The organism is Thiofilum sp. (assembly GCF_016711335.1).
Lineage (GTDB): Bacteria > Pseudomonadota > Gammaproteobacteria > Thiotrichales > Thiotrichaceae > Thiofilum.
On the sequence record NZ_JADJTF010000001.1, the window covers coordinates 2,332,239 to 2,352,038 of the forward strand.

At 45.3% G+C, this 19,800-nt stretch carries 24 protein-coding genes; 17 read left to right on the forward strand and 7 right to left on the reverse strand.

All coding sequences use genetic code 11. The annotated features are described in order from the left end of the window. Positions 1 to 134 precede the first annotated feature (134 nt). Positions 135 to 1,388, forward strand: a complete 1,254-nt coding sequence (locus IPL34_RS11045) for a tetratricopeptide repeat protein (protein ID WP_296841509.1) — start codon at positions 135 to 137, stop codon at positions 1,386 to 1,388. Positions 1,389 to 1,465: 77 nt separating this feature from the next. Here IPL34_RS11045 and IPL34_RS11050 read toward each other — a convergent pair whose 3' ends face one another. After that, positions 1,466 to 2,473, reverse strand: coding sequence for a hypothetical protein (locus tag IPL34_RS11050; RefSeq protein WP_296841510.1), 1,008 nt, complete (start codon positions 2,471 to 2,473; stop codon positions 1,466 to 1,468). A 101-nt stretch (positions 2,474 to 2,574) separates the two neighbouring features. On the opposite strand from IPL34_RS11050, the gene IPL34_RS11055 reads away from it, so the two are divergent. Together IPL34_RS11055 and IPL34_RS11060 are read left to right on the forward strand one after the other, a co-directional pair. Then, positions 2,575 to 3,432 carry an IS4 family transposase gene (locus IPL34_RS11055; protein WP_296837415.1) on the forward strand — a complete coding sequence of 286 codons (858 nt, stop codon included), beginning with the start codon at positions 2,575 to 2,577 and terminating at the stop codon, positions 3,430 to 3,432. Next, entirely contained in the window at positions 3,429 to 3,713 is a 285-nt protein-coding gene (locus IPL34_RS11060) for a hypothetical protein (RefSeq protein ID WP_296835791.1), read from the forward strand. The genes IPL34_RS11055 and IPL34_RS11060 overlap by 4 nt, the downstream gene beginning before the upstream one ends. Here the strand turns inward: IPL34_RS11060 and IPL34_RS11065 are convergent. After that, complete coding sequence (locus IPL34_RS11065; RefSeq protein WP_296841511.1) at positions 3,702 to 4,364, reverse strand: SEFIR domain-containing protein; 663 nt, start codon at positions 4,362 to 4,364, stop codon at positions 3,702 to 3,704. The genes IPL34_RS11060 and IPL34_RS11065 overlap by 12 nt on opposite strands. A gap of 168 nt (positions 4,365 to 4,532) precedes the next feature. On the opposite strand from IPL34_RS11065, the gene IPL34_RS11070 reads away from it, so the two are divergent. Continuing rightward, positions 4,533 to 5,252: a hypothetical protein gene (locus tag IPL34_RS11070; protein ID WP_296841512.1), complete on the forward strand. Its 720-nt coding sequence runs from the start codon at positions 4,533 to 4,535 to the stop codon at positions 5,250 to 5,252. Positions 5,253 to 5,260: 8 nt separating this feature from the next. Here IPL34_RS11070 and IPL34_RS11075 read toward each other — a convergent pair whose 3' ends face one another. Together IPL34_RS11075 and IPL34_RS11080 are read right to left on the reverse strand one after the other, a co-directional pair. Continuing rightward, entirely contained in the window at positions 5,261 to 5,449 is a 189-nt protein-coding gene (locus IPL34_RS11075) for a hypothetical protein (protein ID WP_296841513.1), read from the reverse strand. Continuing rightward, the gene (locus tag IPL34_RS11080; protein ID WP_296841514.1) at positions 5,442 to 5,756 is read right to left on the reverse strand and encodes a BolA family transcriptional regulator; all 315 of its coding nucleotides are present in this window, start codon (positions 5,754 to 5,756) and stop codon (positions 5,442 to 5,444) included. Before IPL34_RS11080 ends, IPL34_RS11075 begins: the two co-directional genes overlap by 8 nt. A 177-nt stretch (positions 5,757 to 5,933) precedes the next feature. Between IPL34_RS11080 and IPL34_RS11085 the strand changes: the two genes are divergently transcribed. From IPL34_RS11085 to IPL34_RS11120, 8 genes are read left to right on the forward strand one after another with little or no spacing between them, the layout of a single operon-like run. Then, complete coding sequence (locus IPL34_RS11085; RefSeq protein ID WP_296841515.1) at positions 5,934 to 6,905, forward strand: MoxR family ATPase; 972 nt, start codon at positions 5,934 to 5,936, stop codon at positions 6,903 to 6,905. Next, positions 6,906 to 7,823: a DUF58 domain-containing protein gene (locus tag IPL34_RS11090; protein ID WP_296841516.1), complete on the forward strand. Its 918-nt coding sequence runs from the start codon at positions 6,906 to 6,908 to the stop codon at positions 7,821 to 7,823. Then, positions 7,820 to 8,311: a DUF4381 domain-containing protein gene (locus IPL34_RS11095; protein WP_296841517.1), complete on the forward strand. Its 492-nt coding sequence runs from the start codon at positions 7,820 to 7,822 to the stop codon at positions 8,309 to 8,311. The genes IPL34_RS11090 and IPL34_RS11095 overlap by 4 nt, the downstream gene beginning before the upstream one ends. Before the next feature lies 1 nt (position 8,312). Then, positions 8,313 to 9,293, forward strand: coding sequence for a VWA domain-containing protein (locus tag IPL34_RS11100; RefSeq protein ID WP_296841518.1), 981 nt, complete (start codon positions 8,313 to 8,315; stop codon positions 9,291 to 9,293). Between the two features lies 1 nt (position 9,294). Further along, complete coding sequence (locus tag IPL34_RS11105) at positions 9,295 to 11,100, forward strand: VWA domain-containing protein (protein ID WP_296841519.1); 1,806 nt, start codon at positions 9,295 to 9,297, stop codon at positions 11,098 to 11,100. Continuing rightward, complete coding sequence (locus IPL34_RS11110) at positions 11,094 to 12,443, forward strand: BatD family protein (RefSeq protein WP_296841520.1); 1,350 nt, start codon at positions 11,094 to 11,096, stop codon at positions 12,441 to 12,443. The genes IPL34_RS11105 and IPL34_RS11110 overlap by 7 nt, the downstream gene beginning before the upstream one ends. 44 nt (positions 12,444 to 12,487) lie before the next feature. Further along, positions 12,488 to 12,829 carry a hypothetical protein gene (locus tag IPL34_RS11115; RefSeq protein WP_296841521.1) on the forward strand — a complete coding sequence of 114 codons (342 nt, stop codon included), beginning with the start codon at positions 12,488 to 12,490 and terminating at the stop codon, positions 12,827 to 12,829. Positions 12,830 to 12,839: 10 nt separating this feature from the next. After that, a complete protein-coding gene (locus IPL34_RS11120; RefSeq protein ID WP_296841522.1) occupies positions 12,840 to 13,958 on the forward strand; it encodes a hypothetical protein in 1,119 nt (372 codons plus the stop codon). Positions 13,959 to 13,999: 41 nt separating this feature from the next. On the opposite strand, the gene IPL34_RS11125 is transcribed toward IPL34_RS11120, so the two are convergent. The 3 genes from IPL34_RS11125 to IPL34_RS11135 all read right to left on the reverse strand — a co-directional run bounded on the left by IPL34_RS11125 (position 14,000) and on the right by IPL34_RS11135 (position 16,911). Then, positions 14,000 to 14,512, reverse strand: a complete 513-nt coding sequence (locus IPL34_RS11125) for a dual specificity protein phosphatase family protein (RefSeq protein ID WP_296841523.1) — start codon at positions 14,510 to 14,512, stop codon at positions 14,000 to 14,002. A 67-nt stretch (positions 14,513 to 14,579) separates the two neighbouring features. Next, positions 14,580 to 15,875, reverse strand: coding sequence for a VWA-like domain-containing protein (locus IPL34_RS11130; RefSeq protein ID WP_296841524.1), 1,296 nt, complete (start codon positions 15,873 to 15,875; stop codon positions 14,580 to 14,582). Then, on the reverse strand, positions 15,868 to 16,911 hold the full coding sequence (locus IPL34_RS11135) for an AAA family ATPase (RefSeq protein ID WP_296841525.1): 1,044 nt from the start codon (positions 16,909 to 16,911) through the stop codon (positions 15,868 to 15,870). Before IPL34_RS11135 ends, IPL34_RS11130 begins: the two co-directional genes overlap by 8 nt. Before the next feature lie 357 nt (positions 16,912 to 17,268). Between IPL34_RS11135 and IPL34_RS11140 the strand changes: the two genes are divergently transcribed. Genes IPL34_RS11140 through ispF form a run of 5 tightly spaced genes read left to right on the forward strand, consistent with a single transcriptional unit; the run spans position 17,269 to position 19,766 of the window. After that, positions 17,269 to 17,616, forward strand: coding sequence for a septum formation initiator family protein (locus tag IPL34_RS11140; protein WP_296841526.1), 348 nt, complete (start codon positions 17,269 to 17,271; stop codon positions 17,614 to 17,616). Beyond that, positions 17,609 to 18,322 (forward strand): 2-C-methyl-D-erythritol 4-phosphate cytidylyltransferase, encoded by a 714-nt coding sequence (gene ispD, locus IPL34_RS11145; protein WP_296841527.1) that lies wholly within the window; start codon positions 17,609 to 17,611, stop codon positions 18,320 to 18,322. Before IPL34_RS11140 ends, ispD begins: the two co-directional genes overlap by 8 nt. 3 nt (positions 18,323 to 18,325) lie before the next feature. Then, positions 18,326 to 18,913 (forward strand): NAD(P)H:quinone oxidoreductase, encoded by a 588-nt coding sequence (gene wrbA / locus IPL34_RS11150; RefSeq protein ID WP_296841528.1) that lies wholly within the window; start codon positions 18,326 to 18,328, stop codon positions 18,911 to 18,913. Beyond that, positions 18,910 to 19,275 carry a DUF2069 domain-containing protein gene (locus IPL34_RS11155; protein WP_296841529.1) on the forward strand — a complete coding sequence of 122 codons (366 nt, stop codon included), beginning with the start codon at positions 18,910 to 18,912 and terminating at the stop codon, positions 19,273 to 19,275. The genes wrbA and IPL34_RS11155 overlap by 4 nt, the downstream gene beginning before the upstream one ends. Before the next feature lie 17 nt (positions 19,276 to 19,292). Further along, positions 19,293 to 19,766 carry a 2-C-methyl-D-erythritol 2,4-cyclodiphosphate synthase gene (gene ispF / locus IPL34_RS11160; RefSeq protein ID WP_296841530.1) on the forward strand — a complete coding sequence of 158 codons (474 nt, stop codon included), beginning with the start codon at positions 19,293 to 19,295 and terminating at the stop codon, positions 19,764 to 19,766. Positions 19,767 to 19,800: the final 34 nt, after the last annotated feature.

A 19,800-nucleotide genomic window follows, 5' to 3' on the forward strand; every position in this document is an offset into this window, starting at 1 on the left:
TGTGATTTATAAGGCTTAGGCACTAACTCAGCCTCGATTCAGCATTGGTTAGGCAGTAGCTCAATATGGTATTACTATTCAGCTCGTTGTAAGCAGCTTATTGGTTGCATAAATAAAATAATTAGAGGCTTGGCATGAAAACTATTGCGTCATTGACATCATTTAAACGGATTACTACGTTAGCACTGTGTTCGAGCATGGGGTGGGGATTGATCTCCGTAGTAGAGGCTAATGAGCGCTTGCAGGAAATTGCACCCCCTTGGATGCAGCCCCAAACCGTCGCCCCCCAAATGGTCAGCACTCCAGCACCTGCTACCGCGGCGATTAATAATGTGCTGAAAGCGGCACAACAAGGACATCCACGCGCTCAATATGATCTGGCTTTGATGTATCAGACAGGGCAAGGGGTGAAAAGCGACTTAAAGCAATCTACTTACTGGCTTAATCAAGCGGCTCAAGGGGGTGAGCCTGAGGCTCAATATTTATTAAGCCAATATTATCACCAAGGTACACTGGGTCGTGCGGATATAAAACGTGCTTTGCATTGGGCAACAGAAGCGGCTAAACGGGGGCATGTGGAAGCACAATATTGGCTGGGTGTGACTTATGTCAATGGGGATGGGGTAAGAGCGGATGTAGATCAAGGGCGCTATTGGCTCAAACAGGCAGCACAACGGGGCTTCAAAGAGGCTCAAGTCGCTTTGCAATCAGTTGTAGCACCAGAAGCTCAAGCAGTAGTTTATAAGCGCCCACCTTCTTCAGCCTCGCCTGTAGAGTTAGCTTTAAATAGCCCTAATATTGAACCCACTACTCCACCTGATTATCCACCCGCTGCGGCTCCTATGCCTGTACAGTTACCAGAACCTGATATGGAGGCTATGTTGGCTGCACCTAATACACCCATTCCATCAGCGATTCAGCGTCAAGTACAAGATCAAGCTGAGGCTAGTGGCGGGGCGCGGATTAATCTGAATGGTATGAACCCCAATGATATTTTAGAGCTAGCCAATTCAGGGGATCGTTATGCACAGTTTTTGATTGGCGCTTTATACGAGGAAGGTTCAGGCGGCTTTAGTCAAAGCTATCGTGAGGCGGCGCGTTGGTATCGCAGGGCAGCACGGCAAAACTACCCAAAGGCACAATATAATTTAGCACTGATGTATGAGGATGGACGTGGTGTAGAGCAGGATTATAAACAAGCAGGGCAATGGTATGCTCAAGCCGCTAAAGGTGGCTTTACTAAGGCCAAGAATAATTTAGGTATTTTATATGTGACGGGGCGAGGGGTGCGCAAAGATCGCAAAACAGCCGAGTATTTATTCAAACAAGCCGCCCAAGAGGGAGATACCGATGCGGCTTATAACTTATCACGCTTGGTGAAGGGGTAGTGGTTCCTTCTTAAAATCACGAGGTTACTTGGTAGTTAAACCCTAATATGTTTGAACTAAGTGTAAGTGGTTAGGGTTTAACTGTTTTGTAATAGTTGGGCTAAATCAGAGCGTTTAATTTGGTTTAATGCAGTCGATAATTCACTTAGTTGCTGACGACATTCTAACCATTCCCATACGCCCTGAGGTTCTAACCCGTGTTTGAATCGGCGGCGATCAGCAACGGGAATTTCAAAAAGATCGGCTAATTTTATCCAGTCATCTTGCAAGCGTTCACATAGCTGTATTTTGGCTAAACCACTGTAGTTGAGTGTTTGTTGTACAGGGGAGTTTACCCCGATTTGAACCTCAATAACGGTTCGAGTCTGAGCAGCAATGACTTCATCTTCTTGAAAAGCACTGACCAATAAAGTTTTCTTACCGCACTCAGAACAAGTGACTTGAAAATACTTGGGTTCTGTGTTCTCACCACGTTTCAAAAGAAATACATAAAAAGGTGGAGTAATTTTACAGTTATCACCCGATGCTTCTACTCGGTAGCGAATGATAGTTTCACTTTCGGGACGGTAAACGTGTCCCAGTGCAGATTGAGCTTTGGGTAAGTCTGCTAATAGAGTGACAGGTGAATTTGGCTGTTTAATTGAAACAGCTAGGTCAAATGCCTTATTAATAAAAACTTGTTCTGGACTAGAAACATCTAAACGTATTTTTTCTTCGGGAAAGTGATAGTTATTTTTTATAAATTTATTTGCTTTCTGTGATCCTTTGAACTTATTAAATAGCCAAGAGATAGGGCTGATTGAGACTTGCATAATAGCAGAAATAATACTATGGGAAGGTGTGGTGGGATTTTGAATAGTAATAGCATCAAATTTTGTACCTTGATTTATAGAGATTTCCTCAGAGGAAGCAGCATTAGAACTAATGAGCTCCGTAGATTCCTTAATAAGATCAGCAGATTCCTTTAATGGGGGGTTTTCACTTCGAGCTTGAATGAGTGTTTTCTCAGTCTCAGCAATGATCGCCTCCAAACGCATTTTTTCCTCAACGCGAGTTTCTAAATCATAGCTTTTATCTCTGTACACGACAAAACCACTAACTTATTGATTTAGCATGTTTGTCATGGAGATGGTGAAAGTCCACCGCTCCTATGTTTTACTCTCTAGTTACCACACAGGAGAGCAAAATGGATCTGAGCGATGGACTACGTGACAGTTTAAAAGCCCACTTGAGTTGGGGCAAGCCCCGTTTGGATTGTTTTGTGGGAATGCTGCATACTTTGCTGAGTGCGCGACAAATGAATTTGGCGTTGTTGGCGGTACACATAGATTCTGACACCGACATTGGTTCCCGCTATCGACGGATGCAACGCTTTTTTAGCCAAGTGTTCTTTAATTACAATGACATTGCCCATTTTCTTATGGGAATGTTCGCCTTTAGTGGTCAACAATACTACCTCACACTCGACAGAACCAACTGGAAATGGGGCAAATCCAACCTCAATCTCCTGACTTTGGCGGTTGTTTACCAAGGTGCGGCTATCCCCGTTTACTGGATGGTGTTGAACAAACGCGGTAATTCTAACCAACGTGAACGTATTGCCCTGCTGCAACGATTTATCAGCCAATTCGGGCGCAACAACATCTTGGGTGTGTTGGCTGACCGTGAGTTTATTGGTGGTCAATGGTGGAAGTGGTTGTCTTCCAAAGAGATTCCCTACTTGATTCGTATCAAGGGTAATCAGTTGATGACCGACAAACACAAAAAAGAGGCGCATGTCCGCTCGCTGTTTGCCAACCTCAAGCCGGGTAAACGGCGCGTTCTCCGTCACCGTCGCGACGTTAGCGGGGAATGGGTTTGGCTCAGTGGCTCAAAGCTGCCCAGTGGTGAGTTGTTGATTATCGCCAGCAACCACTACACGGCTGATCCCATTGGCACTTATCGGCTACGTTGGGAAATTGAAAACCTGTTCCAATGCTTGAAAGGGCGTGGTTTTCACATGGAAGCCACTCACTTCACCAAACCCCTCGCATCAAAAAGATGATGGCGTTGCTTGCCATTGGCTTCTGTTGGGCGCACAAAGTCGGCGAATGGAAGGAAAAAGCCGTCAAGCCTTTGAAGACGAAAAAACATGGACGCAAAGAGCAAAGTGTCTTCCGTTACGGCTTGGACTACTTGACCGATTTATTGAATGGAAGGGTACGGGAAAAAGTGGATAGGCTTAGGCTGCTGCTTCTGTTCCTTTGTCCACCACAATTCATGGCGATCGAGGATGGACGGATGAAACTCAGGCGATTTTCTTTTGAAAAAGATTCAATGAGTTAAGCGAATTGTCGTGTACAGAGAGCTTTTATATAGAGCACGTAGTTTTTCTTCGAGCCGTGCTCGGCGCTCAGCATTGATGCTAGTCAGTGCACTAGAGCTATTAGGTGCTGGCGGTGGTGAAGTGTTGTTTTGATTAAGAGTGCTGCTAGAAGTATTGCCTAAAGGTGGGAGTACTTTTTTCGAGCCTAATGGTGGTGGTATATAAGCAGGTTGTTTAGTCAAATAGCGGTATAAATTATCGTAATCATCGGGTAGGCGGTAACAGTTATAGGCTTTCAAAGGCAACGGAACATGATCTAGGTTGCCCTCATGTGGAATCACCGGAATAAATTTATCGTTACTCTGAAACGCATCATATAAAGTTTGTGAAATCACCACACCTTCAAAACTTACACCTCGACCCTTTTCTAAGTCCTGCCCACGATAGCGCTGCAAATAAATCGGGGTACACATCAGCAAAACAAAATCAGCCGTTTCAATCTGCTGCTCCATCCATTTAATCCAACCTTCACGGGGTGAGCCATTAAGGTATTGATCAATTAAAGCCTCAATGCCATCCGTGCGTAACTGATCCGCAATAGAGCGCACAAAATCACGGTGAGCTGGTGAGTCATGGCTGTAACTAATGAATACTTTGGGGCTAACAGTCATAAACAGTACCTAGTTAGGGGATGCTAGCTAATTATACATAACTTTAAACCAATAGTGCCTTATATAATCCCTAAAAGAGTCAATAGAGTAGGTTTAGGTAACTGTTAGAATGGCATTGTATAATCTAAGACAAACACTATTTTGACGAGTTGCTTAGGAGCCTATCCCATGAAAGCCGTTGCTTCACTGCGCTATGGAGTGATTTTCAAAAAAGCCTTTTCTCGACCGGAGATTTTCAAAGCCTTTGTCAAAGATATTCTAGGGATCGAGCTACAAATCGATCAGGTAGAAACAGAAAAATCCTTTGAGCGTCCTATCGGCTCTGTTGATAGCCGTTTTGATCTATTTGCCGAGGATGAAGATATGCTCCAAATCGAATTCGACCCTAAAAATCGTCATGGCAAAGGAGTCGGCGAAATTCCACATAAAATCCTCTATTTATGCCCCAAGTATGTCAACGACGAAACGCCTGAAGCATGGCGCGAATGGCTTTTAGCGATTAATGATAGCCTTGATGGGGAGGTCAACGAAGCTGATTACCAAAATGCTTGCGTGCAACGTGTCTTACAACTTATTGAAAAAGACCATATCACCCCTGCTGAATATGCGCGTATGAAAGATGAATACAGCGAGGAACAATTACGCATCAAAGAATGGGAAGAAGCGATAGAGAAAAGCAAAGCTGAAGGTATGCAGCTTGGAGTGGAAAAGGGTAAGAGTGAGGAAAAATATGAGGTAGCACGACGTATGTTAGCTAAAGGTTTGGATGTTAGTTTAGTCGCAGAGCTAACGGGTTTGGAGTTGAGTTTGTGCAGGCATTGGTGTAATGAAAAAGTACCCTCTGATTATTTACAATCAGAGAGCATTTTGTCTTTAATGCGGTTTTAGGTGGTGTGCTAACGCGCCTCAGTCTTGGTCACGCCGCAGCGCTTACATTTATATAAGGTAATGAGTCTACCCAAGCGTACATCAAATTGTTTTTCTTGCACCAGTTCCCATTTGTGAAACTTGCTTTTGCACAGCATTAGCCCTTCACCTTGATCAGCGTCGACACTTTTGCGACGAAACGGAAGTACTTCACCCATGTTGAGAGCCTCCCATACATAAAGGCGAATCGGCTACCTTGCCCGCACGAGCAAAATACTCCTCCGGTGTTAAAGTGTGCAACGCTAAAGCGTGGATTTGGGGCAATTCATCCCTTAAAGCTTGATTGACAAGTCGGTGTCGAGCTACTAATTTCTTGTCTGCAAATTGCTCACTCACGATAGTCACTTTAAAATGCGACTCCGAGCCTTGCGGGACATTGTGCATATGGCTTTCATTGTCCACCTGCAAAAAGTCAGGAACAAAGGTCGCTTGTAAAGTTGACTCGATCTGAGCTTGGATGCGCATAATTAACCTCTGAAAACTTGCATATCAATCAATAGTGCGTATATTCCATCATACACATTTAAATGGCTTTTGAGCATGTTTCAATCTACGTCCATCAGGGCGAATTTGGAAGAGGTTAAAGCTCTCCCCAGCCAGTATATCCCCCTAAAGTGACGGGGTTCAACCAGAGAATTTCTGATGAATCAAAAACAAAATTTTGACAATTTGGCCCATTATCTCAGCAGTAAAATCATCGGTCAGAGCCAACTCATCAATCGTTTGCTCATTGCCCTCTTAGCCGATGGGCACTTATTAGTAGAGGGTGCACCTGGGCTGGCTAAAACACGAGCCATTCAAATACTGGGTCAGGGCATAGAGGGGGATTTTCACCGTGTGCAATTTACTCCCGATCTATTACCCGCTGACATCACGGGAACTGAAGTATTTTATCCCAGTGATAGCAGCTTTAAATTTCAAAAAGGTCCACTTTTTCATAATCTGATTCTGGCGGATGAGATCAACCGTGCGCCTGCTAAGGTACAGTCTGCCCTTTTAGAGGCGATGGCGGAGCGGCAGATTACGGTAGCCGGTACTACATGGAAGCTACCTGAACCTTTTTTAGTCATGGCCACTCAAAATCCAATTGAGCAAGAGGGTACTTACCAATTACCTGAGGCGCAATTAGACCGCTTTTTAATGCATGTATTGGTCGATTACCCAAACGTGGATGAGGAGTACCAAATACTGCAATTGGCTCGCCAAGAAGCGCTCCAGCAAGTACGTCATGACACTAAAGTAAAGCAAGTACTGGTGACACAAGCGGATATATTTGCAGCACGGCAACAAGTATTGAGCCTCTATATGGCACAAAATGTAGAGCAATATATCGTGCAATTAGTCATGGCAACCCGTAAACCCGGACCTTATGGTGGATTGCTTAAGGGTAGTATTGCCTTTGGAGCGAGTCCGCGTGCAACTCTAGCCTTAGATCGTTGTTCGCGTGCCTATGCGTGGCTCAAAGGACGTGATTTTGTCAGTCCTGAAGACGTTCAAGCAATCGCTCACGATGTGTTGCGTCATCGTATTATTATGACTTTTGAAGCTGAAGCCGACGGTATGACACGCCAAGGCTTAGTTACTGAATTACTCAATGTGGTGGCAGTACCCTAAATGCAAGCGGGTGACGGTATTGTTTATAGCTCTTTAAACACCCTTATTCGTTTAAAAGCACAGGTCGCAGCCTTACAACGCGCTAAAAAACACGCTAAGGCGAGTACGTCGGGTGGGTATCGCACGGTATTTAAAGGGCGCGGGATGGATTTTGCTGAATCACGCCCTTATCAAGCAGGCGATGATATTCGTACCATTGATTGGCGCGTGACAGCCCGTAGCGGCAAGGTGCATACCAAAGTCTTCCAAGAGGAGCGTGAACGTCCGGTCATGCTCTGGGTGGATATGCGCCCCTCGATGTATTTTGCTACGCGGGGACGGTTTAAAAGTGTCTTAGCCGCTGAGGTAGCCGCCTTATTGGTATGGAAAACCATTGAAGCGGGTGATCGAGTCGGGGGCTTTGTGCAAAGTAGTCACCACTGCGGAGAATTAAAGCCTAGTCATACGCGGGGTGCGGCCTTGCATTTATTGCGCAGTATTGCGGATACCACCCAATTACAGCCCACTGCTCAGACGGCATTAAATCTATTAGATGATAGTTGGGGGCGTTTAAGGCGAGTGGCTAGTGCTGGTACTCAAGTACTGATCATTAGTGATTTTAGACAGACTACTCCGGCTGCTTTACGTCAATTAGCTTTAATGTCACAGCATTGTGAGCTAGGTTTGATTCATATCCAAGACCCCTTTGAAGCACAAATGCCCGCTAATCTGAATGGTAAACTACGCCTCACCGATGGGCGTAATAGTTTATGGATGTTATTGCAACAACGTTTTCGGGAACGTTATGCTGAGCGCTCTAGTCTACAACTCAAGCAATTAAAACAATTTGCTAGACGGTATCGTATGAGCTTTTTGACGTTAAGTACTGATATGAATACTACCGAGCGCCTACGTTTATTAGCGCGGGGTATTGCATGACCCCCAATACCGCAGAATTACCGCTACGCCCGATTCATTTTCCTGATCCCGTGGGTTGGTGGCCTCCTGCAATGGGGTGGTGGTTACTATTGGCTTTAATACTGGTAACTATCGGTGCTTTGTTGGTGTGGTATTTCAAGCGCCAACACAACCAGCAACGCTTGGCTATTCAACAGGCACTTAAAGAATTAGACACCATTGAACAACACTATCAAAACGATAAGCGTCAATTAGTACAGCACATTTCAGCCTTATTGCGGCGGGTCGCTATGCAGCAATATGGACGTACTGCAACGGCGGGTTTAGCGGGTACGGCTTGGGCAACCTTTTTGCAGCAAGCAGGCAAGCAAGGTATGAATCCTGATTTAGCCAAAGCATTAAGCGAAATGCCCTATCGCCCGGTGGAAGATGTCAATACTAAGCAATTAGTTGCGCAAGTACGTAGTTGGATTAATGCCCAACTCAAACCCCATTTGAGGAGGGCGTAGTATGTACGAACTCTTATGGTGGTGGGCGCTGGCTTTATTACCTTTGCCGCTAGTGGTGTACTGGTTGTTTCCCAAAATTAGCGCGGACAATACGCTAGCCTTAAAAGTGCCGAGCTTGACTGAGTTTGAATTAGGGGAGTGGGTGGAGCAAAGTACATGGAGTAGTCGCCTAAAATTATTATTAGCAGGCATGATCTGGGGCACTTTAGTGCTCGCATTAGCGCGTCCGGTTTGGATTGGAGAACCGGTGTCATTACCGTTTAGTGGGCGTGATTTAATGCTTGCAGTGGATCTGTCTGGCAGTATGCGTGAAGAGGATTTTGAACTAAATGGTCGAGTGGTAGATCGATTAACAGCGACCCAATGGGTAGCTAGTGATTTCATTCAAAGGCGCCAAGGCGACCGTTTAGGACTGATCGTATTTGCAGATCAAGCCTATTTACAGGTTCCGCTCACCTTTGATACCGCAACTGTTAGACGTTTAATGCGTGAATCCTTTATTGGTTTAGCGGGCGAGCGCACCGCGATTGGCGATGCGATTGGTCTAGCCCTCAAACGTTTAAAAGATAATCCTGAAAAAAATCGTGTGCTGATTCTAATGACGGATGGAGCTAATACCGCAGGCTCGGTTAATCCGGCGGAGGCATCTGATATGGCGGCAAAGTCGGGATTAAAAATCTATACAGTAGGTATTGGCTCCGAGGCGAATGCAGTGAGAAGTGCGTTTGGATTTTCCTTAACTAATCCTTCGGCTGACTTGGATGAGGGCTTATTAAAGCTGATTGCCAGTAAAACCGGAGGGCAATATTTCCGTGCACGCGATACCACCGAATTTGAGCGCATCTATACTGAACTAGATCGTTTAGAGCCGATTGAGCAAGAAGGCAAACAATGGCGACCGCAGCGTGAGTTATTTACTTGGCCTTTGGCACTAGCCTTGTTTCTAGGTGTGGGTCTATTAGTGTGGAGGCGCATGGAATAAAGTGGACTGGTCTGAATTGCACTTTTTATATCCTTGGTGGCTGGTGTTATTAGTAGCACTCCCTTTAGTGTTATGGCTGATCTATGCGCCTAAACAAACGCAATGGCAACACTGGATCGATGACAAACTAGCGCCCTTTGTGCTCACTGGAAAAATGGCAGAGTCACAACGCTGGTCACTAATACTATTAGGTTTAGCTTGGGTATTAGCGGTAGTAGCTTTAGCGGGTCCTACTTGGCAAAAGCGTGAAGTACCCGTGTATAACAATCCGCATGCGTTAGTGATTGGTTTAGATTTGTCTATTTCGATGTGGGCTAAAGATGTAGCGCCAGATCGCCTGAATCAAGCCCGTTTTAAAATATTAGATATTTTAAAGCAGCGCAAAGACGGACAAACCGCTTTGATTGTGTTCGCAGGTGATGCGTTTGTGGTAACACCTCTGACGACTGATACCGTCACTATTGCGGAACAAATTAAAAATTTAACGCCCGATATTATGCCCGCATTAGGTAGTCGTTTTGCCCCTGCCATTACCCAAGCGCAGCAATTACTCACTCAAGCCAATGCGCAACAAGGCGATATTTTATTAGTGACGGATGGCGTTGATGATGCAGCACTGGCTGTAGAGGCAGCACAAGTCGCACGAAGTGCAGGTTTTATGGTATCCACTTTAGCGATAGGCACTGAAAAGGGCGCACCTATTCCTATTCCGAATCAAAGTTTTCTTAAAGATGATCAAGGTCGCACCGTCATGGCTGAAGTCAATAAAACGGCCATTGCAGCAGTCGCTACGGCAGGACAAGGTTTAGCCTTAGAAACCACGATTAATGATAGTGAAATTGCGCAACTACAAGCTTTCTGGGAGCAGCATATTCAAGCTCAAGCGCCGCAATTACAAAATCAACAGGTAGAAGTTTGGTTAAATGCAGGCTATTGGTTTCTGATTCCACTCATTCCATTAGTGTTGGGTATTTTTAGGCGTGGTTGGCTAGTGCTAGCGGTGGCTTTGCTACTAAGTGCTCGTCCAGAACCAGTGTTGGCTGTGGAATTGGCGCATTTATTTCAAACGCCAGATCAACAGGCGATGCAAGCCATGCAGCAGCAGGATTTTAAACAAGCCGAGCAACAGTTCGAGCGTCCCGATTGGAAAGCTGCCGCAGCCTATGAAGGAAAAAATTGGGCAGCAGCAGAGCAATATTATAAAAACCAGACTGCGCTTACAGATCGCTATAATTATGCTAATGCTCTAGCCAAGCAAGGTAAGCTGCAAGAAGCCTTAAATGCTTATGATCAAGTATTAAACCAAGATCCTCAACATCAGGATGCACTGTATAATCGTAAAGTGGTTGAGGACGAGTTAAAAAAACAGCAACAAGCCCAGCAAAATCAACAACAGAATCAGAACCAACAAGAACAGCAGCAAAACCAAAACTCATCACAGTCCTCTGACCCTCAATCAGGTGCATCTGATCAACAGCAGAATCAAAACGCGGAGCAAGCCGGAGACAGTCAAGGGCAAAGCGACCAACAGCCTAAATCTCAAGACCCAGCCGCAGCTAAGGACACCCAACCAGAGGCTGCTGAACCAGAGCCAAAAGAGACGCGACCAGAGTCACAACAGTCACCTAATACCGCTCAGACTAATAGTGCTCCTACACCCGAATCCAGTGAGCAAAGTCGCGAGCAACAACAAGCGACCGAGCAATGGTTGAGACGGATTCCCGATGATCCGGCAGAATTATGGCGACGTAAGTTTTTATATCAATATCAACAGCGTGCTCCACAACAGCAGGGTTCACAATGGTAAAGCGTATTATAATAGTTAGCTTATTATGGCTAATGATGGTTAATCTGAGTTGGGCGACGGTCAGTAGTAGTGTCGATCAAACGGAATTGACTTATGGAGATGCGTTACAACTCACCATTACCGCCAACCACGGTACAGGGGTTGCGCCTGATTTGTCGGTGCTGAATGATGATTTTGAAATTGCCTCGCAGCGCCATGAAAGCCAGTTTAGTTTAATTAATGGGACTAGCTCGCAAACCTCACGCTGGATTTTATCTCTCTATCCACGCAAGTCTGGAAAATTAGTGATTCCCGCTATTACGGTGGGAGCAGAAATAACAGATCCGATTGTGCTCACCATTAATGACGATACTACCCCCAACAGCACTAATAATGATAAAGGCAAATCTACCTCAGCGGATGTGTTAATCGAATTTGAAATAGAGCCAAAAAATCCACTAGTACAGCAGCAAATTATTTTAACTCAGCGCTTATTAGCGAGTGTGCGTCTGGATAATACCCAAGCTTCCTTAACGCTACCACAAATTGAGCAGGGTAAAGGTCTAGTACGCCAACTCGGTTCACCCACAGCGCATAATAGGGTAATACAAGGTAAGCGCTATGATGTAATTGAACGTAAATTTGCTTTAATGTCCCAGCAAAGTGGCACTTTAACCATTGGGCGTACTATTTTTGATGGGGTGATTCCAGATGCTAATGCTAATAATGACCCATTAGGACACTATTTTGCTTTTAGTTTGGGGGGGAAGAGCGTCCGGCGTTTTTCTAAACCGTTTGATATTACCATCGCCCCACAAGATCCGAATTACACCGGACAATATTGGTTACCCGCTAAAAATATTAGTTTAAATGCTTCATGGGATAAACCTTTAGATCAGCTCAAAGCGGGTGAACCAGTCACCTTAACCATTGCGATTATGGCGGAAGGTTTAGCGGCAGAGCAGTTACCTGCATTGACTATTCCAGTGCCAGTAGGTATGAAGGCATATAGTGATCAGCCCTTATTCAATGACCAAGTGCGCGACGATGGAGTGATTGGTATTCGTCAGGAGAAATGGGTATTTATAGCCTCTGGTGGTGGAGAGTTTACCATTCCTGAAATTACTTTGGATTGGTGGAATACTAAAACACAACAGCAAGAATTGGCGCGTTTAGATGCTACACAATTTAAAGTAGGGGGCGAACCTTTGGTTGTGAATACTCCCGATCCTGCTACAGTCGCCAAACCTGAACCTCAACATAGCGCCCAGCTCCCTAGCGCACAACCCTCAAGCGACACCAGACCTCAACACACTATGCCTTGGTGGTTGTGGGCGGTTTTATTAGTGTTAATGGGGGAGTGATTGCAGCACTTGCCTATCGCCGAGGTAAGTATAAGGCTCAGTCTATGAGTAGTATGCAGGAAAGCTTGCAGCGCGGTAGTTTAAATCAACTCATTAGCGCCTGCGCTCAACATGATAAACAAGGGGCGCAATTAGGCTTAACCGCATGGGCACGAGATGTCTTAGCTGTGCCGAGTCCGCAATGGGTGAATCTGCGTGCCATAGCCACCCCTGAATTAAAAGCAGCTATGGATAGTTTAGAGCAAGCCCTGTATAGCAAAGACGCCTCCAGCAAAAAGTGGGATGGATCAGCACTGATCAAAGCCGTAAAAGCCTTTAAATATCCACTGAATCGGCATGAGACAACAACGCATTTGATGCCTTTATATCCTTTAGCAGATAAATAAGAGTTTTTATATGCAACTTGCTCATGAAGATAATTTGCGCCTCAATGTGCTTTTCGCCCAGCCGGTACAGGCTATTCGCATCGATGAATCCAACCTAACCTTGTATGCCCTGACGCCTAAAGGTGAAGCCAAAATCAGACTAAACCCCACGACGCGTGATGAACAGTATTTGCGCTGGATACGGGAGTGGTTGTCGTTAAAAGTGACAGGTTCGCCCGGCGGCTATCCGGTGTTTTTACGTCGTTGGACGCGCACCGGACATGCCCGCAATAATCTAGAGCAGATGCTGTTATTGGGTGAGCCGGAGGCTATTGTAGCAGTCGTGCATAATCCAGAGTTAAGTCATGATTTAGCCCGTCGTGCATGGTGGGCTTATCCCAATGCTGATACAGCACGGCGTTTATTGGAAAAATCGGTAGTAGTGCAGGGCGAGCTGGGTAAGGAATTAGTAGCTTATTTGATTGAATTTTTGCCTTTTGAAGAGGTGGCGTTAGATATAGTCGATACGGTGCGTTTGTGTTTACAGGGCGAGTTATTAGACGGTAGTGAGCGCGAAAAGCTCTGGAATCGTGCTAAGCGCAAAAATGCATTTTATGTTGGATTTCTTCATGCCGATGCAGCCCACATTCCGCTCCCTGTGCCAGCGCACCCGTTAGCAGTAAGTATTAGGGAAAGCTTGAGTGAACTATTAGCAGCTAATAATCCTTTTGCTAATGTGTTAGAGCATACATTAAGTGAGGGCGGACAAAAGTGGTTACAGGCATTACTGCTAGCTTTAGATAAGCCCACCGATCAAGAGGTGGTGATTTCGCTATTTCGCGCGATTCAGAAACGTTTTAATGTGCCATTTCCTGAAGCTAGAGGGGTGACTATTGAGGTGGCATTGATGCGGGCGGATGAGTATTGTCAAGGGGTGGGGACACCGGAGGCATTGGTCGAGGTATTGCAGGTATTGCCTCGTGAGTATCAGGAGTATCTGCGCTCTATTTTGGTGTTAGCACAGTTGGGTGAGGATAGTTTGAATCCGATTTTTGGCGGGAGTGATGCGGTGGGTTCGGTGATGCGTAAGCATTTGGAGCCTTTGACGAAGATGATTCAACAAGCGGCTAAGGCTTTGCTAGGCAAGTAAGTTAATAAGCTATAGAAATTGTTAGTCTTACCTAAGAGATTTTAAATTTGATTGCTTTGGTTTCTTTCAAAGATATATTTTTTAACCCAAGCGATTTGCTCCTCTGTATCAGGGACTACAATATTTCGGGCTTTACTCAGTATAGGGAAGATATTTTCAAAGGGAGTGTTCAATTGATGTAAAAGGCAAGCTGCAAATAATCCTGATCGACCTATTCCTGCACGACAATGAATAGCAACAGATTTATTTTGCATAAGCACATCATAAGCCTGATCAAGTATTAATGAAAATTCATTAATAGATGTCGGAGTGCCTCTATCAGCGATAGGTAATGAGAGAAACTTGATATTCACCTCGGCGCATAAATAGGGTTCTTGTTTTAACTCTAGCTCTCTAACCTCCTGCGGTTCAAGTAATGAAACTACGCAATCAATAGAGTTAGCTTTCCAAGCCATGATTTCTTCTTTTAACCACTCACCACCTTTTGGACGTGGCATAATAGCTAAGCGGAGCGGTTGAATATCGTTAATCCAATAGATAGAGGGAGAAAACACTATTTTTAACTCATAATAGTAGGTCTTTAAGAAAAATATACTGCTTATAGGCAGCATTTCAAAGTATTCAATTCAACTGCACCCTAATTCCCCAAGGTACTCCCGCACTTCCTTTTACCAACCACAACACTGGATAATGCGGTACTATCTGCGGGAAAAAGCCCTGTGCATCAGTAAAGTAAATTACTATATCCGGCATGCGATCCTGTCGATTTACCCATTCAAACACTGGACGAAAATCAGTTGTTCCGCCCCCCGCAATCTCCGCAGGCAATACCACTTCCTCCCAAGGCTCAAATTGACGCGGAAACCCCGCCACTATCTCAGCATCACACGCAATCAGCGTAATTCCCGCCCGAATCTGCCCCTTTAGCGCATTAAGCTCGGCTAAACATTCCTGCAATTGCTCATGACTAATCGAGCCACTCACATCTACCGCTACCACTGCATTAATCTGCTGACTTTTGAGACTCGGAAAAATCGCTGGATTTCCGCGCCGTGTCGAGGGACGAGTATAGCTATAGTCATCTCTCGCCATTCCGGTTAGATAATGCGCTAACACACTGCGCCACGGTAAACGCGGTCGTAGCATCTCCTCAACTAAACGCTTCATCACTCCACTAAGCTTTCCGGCTTGCTCGGCTTGTTGAGCCGCTCCTGCTAGACGTTGTTGCCATTGCAGCGCCAGCTCTTCTACCTCGGCAGGGGTTAAAGGCGGTGGAGGATTGCCACCTAATGCCGAGGGATCAAATTCAGGCGGTTGTTGCGAGCGTGCCGAGGGTGGATTAGGTTGTTCACCTTGTTCAGTGTCTTGCTTAGAAGGTGTTTGAGGTTTAGGTTGAGTATTGCGTTGATCGAGTGGATTAGATTGTGAGTGTTGACCCCCTTCATTAGGATTATCCTCTTTATCGTATAAATGCTGATCTAGCGTCTCAGACCTATCGTTATCGGCGATACAGGGATAAATCTCCTCGGCGGTCATTCCCACATATTGCTTAAGCATGATCATGCCGGGGGGCGGCTTTAAACCTTCATCCAGTAAAATCGGATTGAGTGCATAATCACACGCTAAGTCCCAACGATGCTTCACGCGATGCTGGCGTCGTGCAAAATGCCCTAAAGCACAATGCAAGGCTTCATGCGCTAGCACAAATTGCATTTCATCGGGGCGCAGCTCGGCAATATAGGCAGGGTTATAATAAAACTTACGTGCATCGGTTCCGGTGGTGACACACCATGAAGGATCGGCTGCTTGTAAGGGCAGGCGTAGCACTAAAGCACCTAAGAAGGGTTTATCTAAAATTAAACGGGTACGCGCTGCGACGATTTTGTCTTCAATGGCTTGGGGGGTGAGATCAGTCATAGAGCATGACATCGCCGATGGTTTCAGCCCATTGTGCAAAAGCAGGCACTGCAAAAATGCTATCACCCACTGCACGGAACATATCAGACACCAACATCACCCCCATTTCACGTAAAGGTAGGGTTTTAGCATAAGTCAAAATATGTCCGTAGACTTCCAGCGCTGAGCTACTCCCTTTAGCGCGAATCGCTCGCCCCACTAAAGCCGATGCAATGGCATATTGTAAATCAACCTCTTTAGGCGTTTTTACCGTTTCGCCGCGTAAAATAGCATCAAGATTGGGCATATGATCAAGGTGATCAATAAAGGCTTTGAGTTCAATTCCAGCCGCTTGACCAATACAAGCTTGTAGAGTGGGGAGTAATAATTGCGGCGAGTGGGCAAACTTTTGTAAAGCGCGATGCGCAAATTCCCACGAGCGCGGGGTAGGGAAGGCTACGGGATTTTGGGCTGGATCAAATTTAAATAGTAATTCAGGGCGAAAACGTAAAAAGCCAATAATGCGTTCGTCTATACCACTGTGATACGCCCATGCCACCCAATCATCCAGATTAATATCCACTTCAAAATGTGAAAAACGATTAGCGAGGGGGGCGGGCATAGTATAGGTCACACCTCTATCACCCTGACGATTACCCGCCGCAAAAATAGCCCAACCTTCCGGCACAGTATAATCACCTAAACGTCGATCTAAGATTAGCTGATAAGCGGCGGCTGAGACACTCGGTACAGCGGAAGTAATTTCATCTAAGAATAAAATACCTTGTGCACCATGACGTTGTGTATTAGGGAGCATGGCAGGAATTGCCCATTCCACTAGCCCCTGCTCACGAAATGGAATACCCCGCAGATCACTAGGCTCCATTTGTGAGAGACGAATATCAATCACAGCCACCTGATGGCGCTGTCCCACTTGTGCTACGATTTGCGATTTACCTACGCCGGGCGGTCCCCACAGCATCACCGGAGTATGACTACCGTGCAGGGTGGCCTCAAATTCTTTATCAAGTACTGCACTGAGCAATAATGGGCGCATGAATAATCCTTTAGCGAGTGGTCGGTAGCAGGTTTGAAGTTCGAGTATAAGCGTTGAGGGACAACGGTTGAAGTAAGCCCTTGGTAGAGTGCTCTATCCATTAGAGATAGTAAGTTTGAGTTAAAAGTAATCGTGTGTTTTTGGAGCAGTCTTGGCGGTAAGGATGCCGCCTTGAAGCGTACAAGGACGTATTTACAGCGTCTGCGGAGGAAATGCACGATTACTTTAGCTGGATACTTAGAAACAGTGTAAATCTATTGATCCAAGCTTTAAATAATGGACTTTGCCTGCAATATGTAGTGTGCTTTGGTATGCTTAATAGCGCTAGGCGTTAGAGCCTTTGTTTTAGGATCGAGAATGAAGCTAACACCAATCATATTATGGGTGTTGGGGATTGTGCTGTTTGTATTTAGTATTCGGATTTGGGTAGGGTCGGGAAGCTATCCTGAAATCTGGGAATTAGAGCAGCGTATTCAAACCCAACAAGATGAAAATCAGCAATTAGCCGAGCGTAATCGCCAATTACAAGCCGATGTCACCAGTATTACGCAAGATAATGACACGATTGAGGATTATGCACGCAGTGAGTTAGGGATGGTTAAACAAAGCGAAACATTTTATCAGGTGATTCTTAAAAACCAGCCTGAAACCCCAATGTTAGCGCCTGCTCCTACCAATACCACTACTGGAGTACGTGTTGAGTAATACTAAAGCATGGGTAGTGATTCCCGCTGCGGGGGTCGGTAAGCGTATGCAAGCGGATCGTCCCAAACAATACTTAACCCTGCGCGGCAAAACGGTGCTAGAGCACACACTCGATTGTTTTGTCGAGCATGCAGTCATTGCCGGAATCGTGGTCGTGGTCAGTGCGGATGATCCGTATTGGGGGCACTTAGAATTTGGGCACACCATTACACCGATTTTTCGTGCTGAAGGCGGTAAGGAGCGAGCCGATTCAGTGCTAAGTGGTTTGCGCTATTTAAGCGAGGTATTGCATCTAGAAGATGAAACCCTAGTATTAGTACATGATGCGGCACGTCCTTGCTTGAGCCAGACCGATCTCAATCACTTGGTAGCAGTAGCACAGCAAAACCCAGCGGGTGCATTATTAGGCTATCCAGTACGTGACACTATGAAGCGAGCGACAGAGCAGAGTTTAGTAGTACATACCGAACCTAGAGACAGACTATGGCATGCTTTGACCCCACAAGCCGCTCCTTTAGGGGTAATCAAACAAGCATTGGAACAGGGCTTAGCGGCGGGAACAGCGATTACGGATGAAGCCTCAGCGCTAGAGTCTTTAGGCTTAAAGCCCCAGCTAGTGGAGGGCGATGCTTGGAATATTAAAATTACTCGCCCTAGTGATTTAGCTTTAGCAGAAATATTGCTGCAATTAAGAGAAGGGGACTAAGGCGTGAAGAGCGTATTGATTTTGTATTACAGCCGTCAAGGTAATACCGCAGCTATGGCGCACTCTATTGCGCGTGGGGTGGAGTCTGTCGCTGGGTGTGAGGCTAAACTGCGTACAGTGCCAGAGGTATCGACGGTGTGTGAAGCAGTGGAAGATACTATTCCCGCTTCAGGTGCACCTTATGTCAGTTTAGAGGATTTAAAGCACTGTGCTGCGCTAGCTCTAGGTAGTCCGGGGCGCTTTGGCAATATGGCAGCCCCCTTAAAGTATTTTTGGGAGCAGACCAGTAGTTTATGGTTAGCGGGAGCCTTGATCGATAAACCAGCCGCTGTGTTTACCTCAACTTCTAGTTTGCATGGTGGACAAGAAAGCACTTTATTATCCATGATGTTACCGCTATTGCATCATGGTATGGTGATTTTGGGTTTGCCGTATTCTAATGCGGATTTAATCAGTACCCAAAGCGGTGGTGCGCCCTATGGTGCTACTCATGTATCGGGGGGCGATAGTAAGCGTCCTTTAAGTGATGAAGAAAAGCGTTTATGCACCGCTTTAGGTAAGCGCTTAGCAATAATGGCAACGAAATTATGATTAGTATTCCTTGGTATTGGAAAGCCTTAAGTTTAAGCGGCTTATTAGGCTTAATAGCCTTAATATTAATTTGGAATACTCAATTAGCTACGGTGCAATATGTACCTCTAGCGTTGGAGTTGAGTCTATTATTAATTCCTTTAGTAGTTTTAGTACGTGGTGTGATACAAAACTCCGGTAAAGCTTATGTCTATGCTATTTTAATTTCCTTAGTATATGTAACCTTAGGCTTTTTGAGTACTGGAGCCGAGCCTATATACGGTTATAGTATGATTGTATTGAGTATTGTTTTATATGGTGGCAGCTTTATGTGTGCCAAAATGATTAGCCGTCATAATAAAGCCTTAGCTTTACAACAATAGCAAGATGTAGGTGCAGTATGAGAATAGGACATGGTTATGATGTACACGCTTTTAGGGAGGGAGATTTTATTGTCTTAGGTGGGGTGCAAATACCCCATACTCATGCTTTTAAAGCACATTCTGATGGTGATGTATTAATTCATGCCATTTGTGATGCTTTATTAGGAGCTTGTGCTTTAGGGGATATTGGCAAACATTTTCCTGATACCGCGAGTGAATATAAAAATATTGATAGCCGTATTTTATTACGCCATGTGTTTAGTTTGGTACAGGAAAAAGGTTATAAGCTAGGTAATTTAGACGGCACTATTATTGCCCAAGCCCCTAAAATGGCTCCGCATATTAATGCTATGCGAGAGAGTTTAGCGGCTGATTTGCAATGCTCGATTGAGCAAATTAATGTTAAAGCTACTACGACGGAGCGTTTGGGATTTGAAGGACGGAAGGAAGGTATTTCAGCTCATGCAGTGGTTTTATTATTAATCACTTGAGCTATGGAATGTTCTACCTAGTTGAATAGATAGA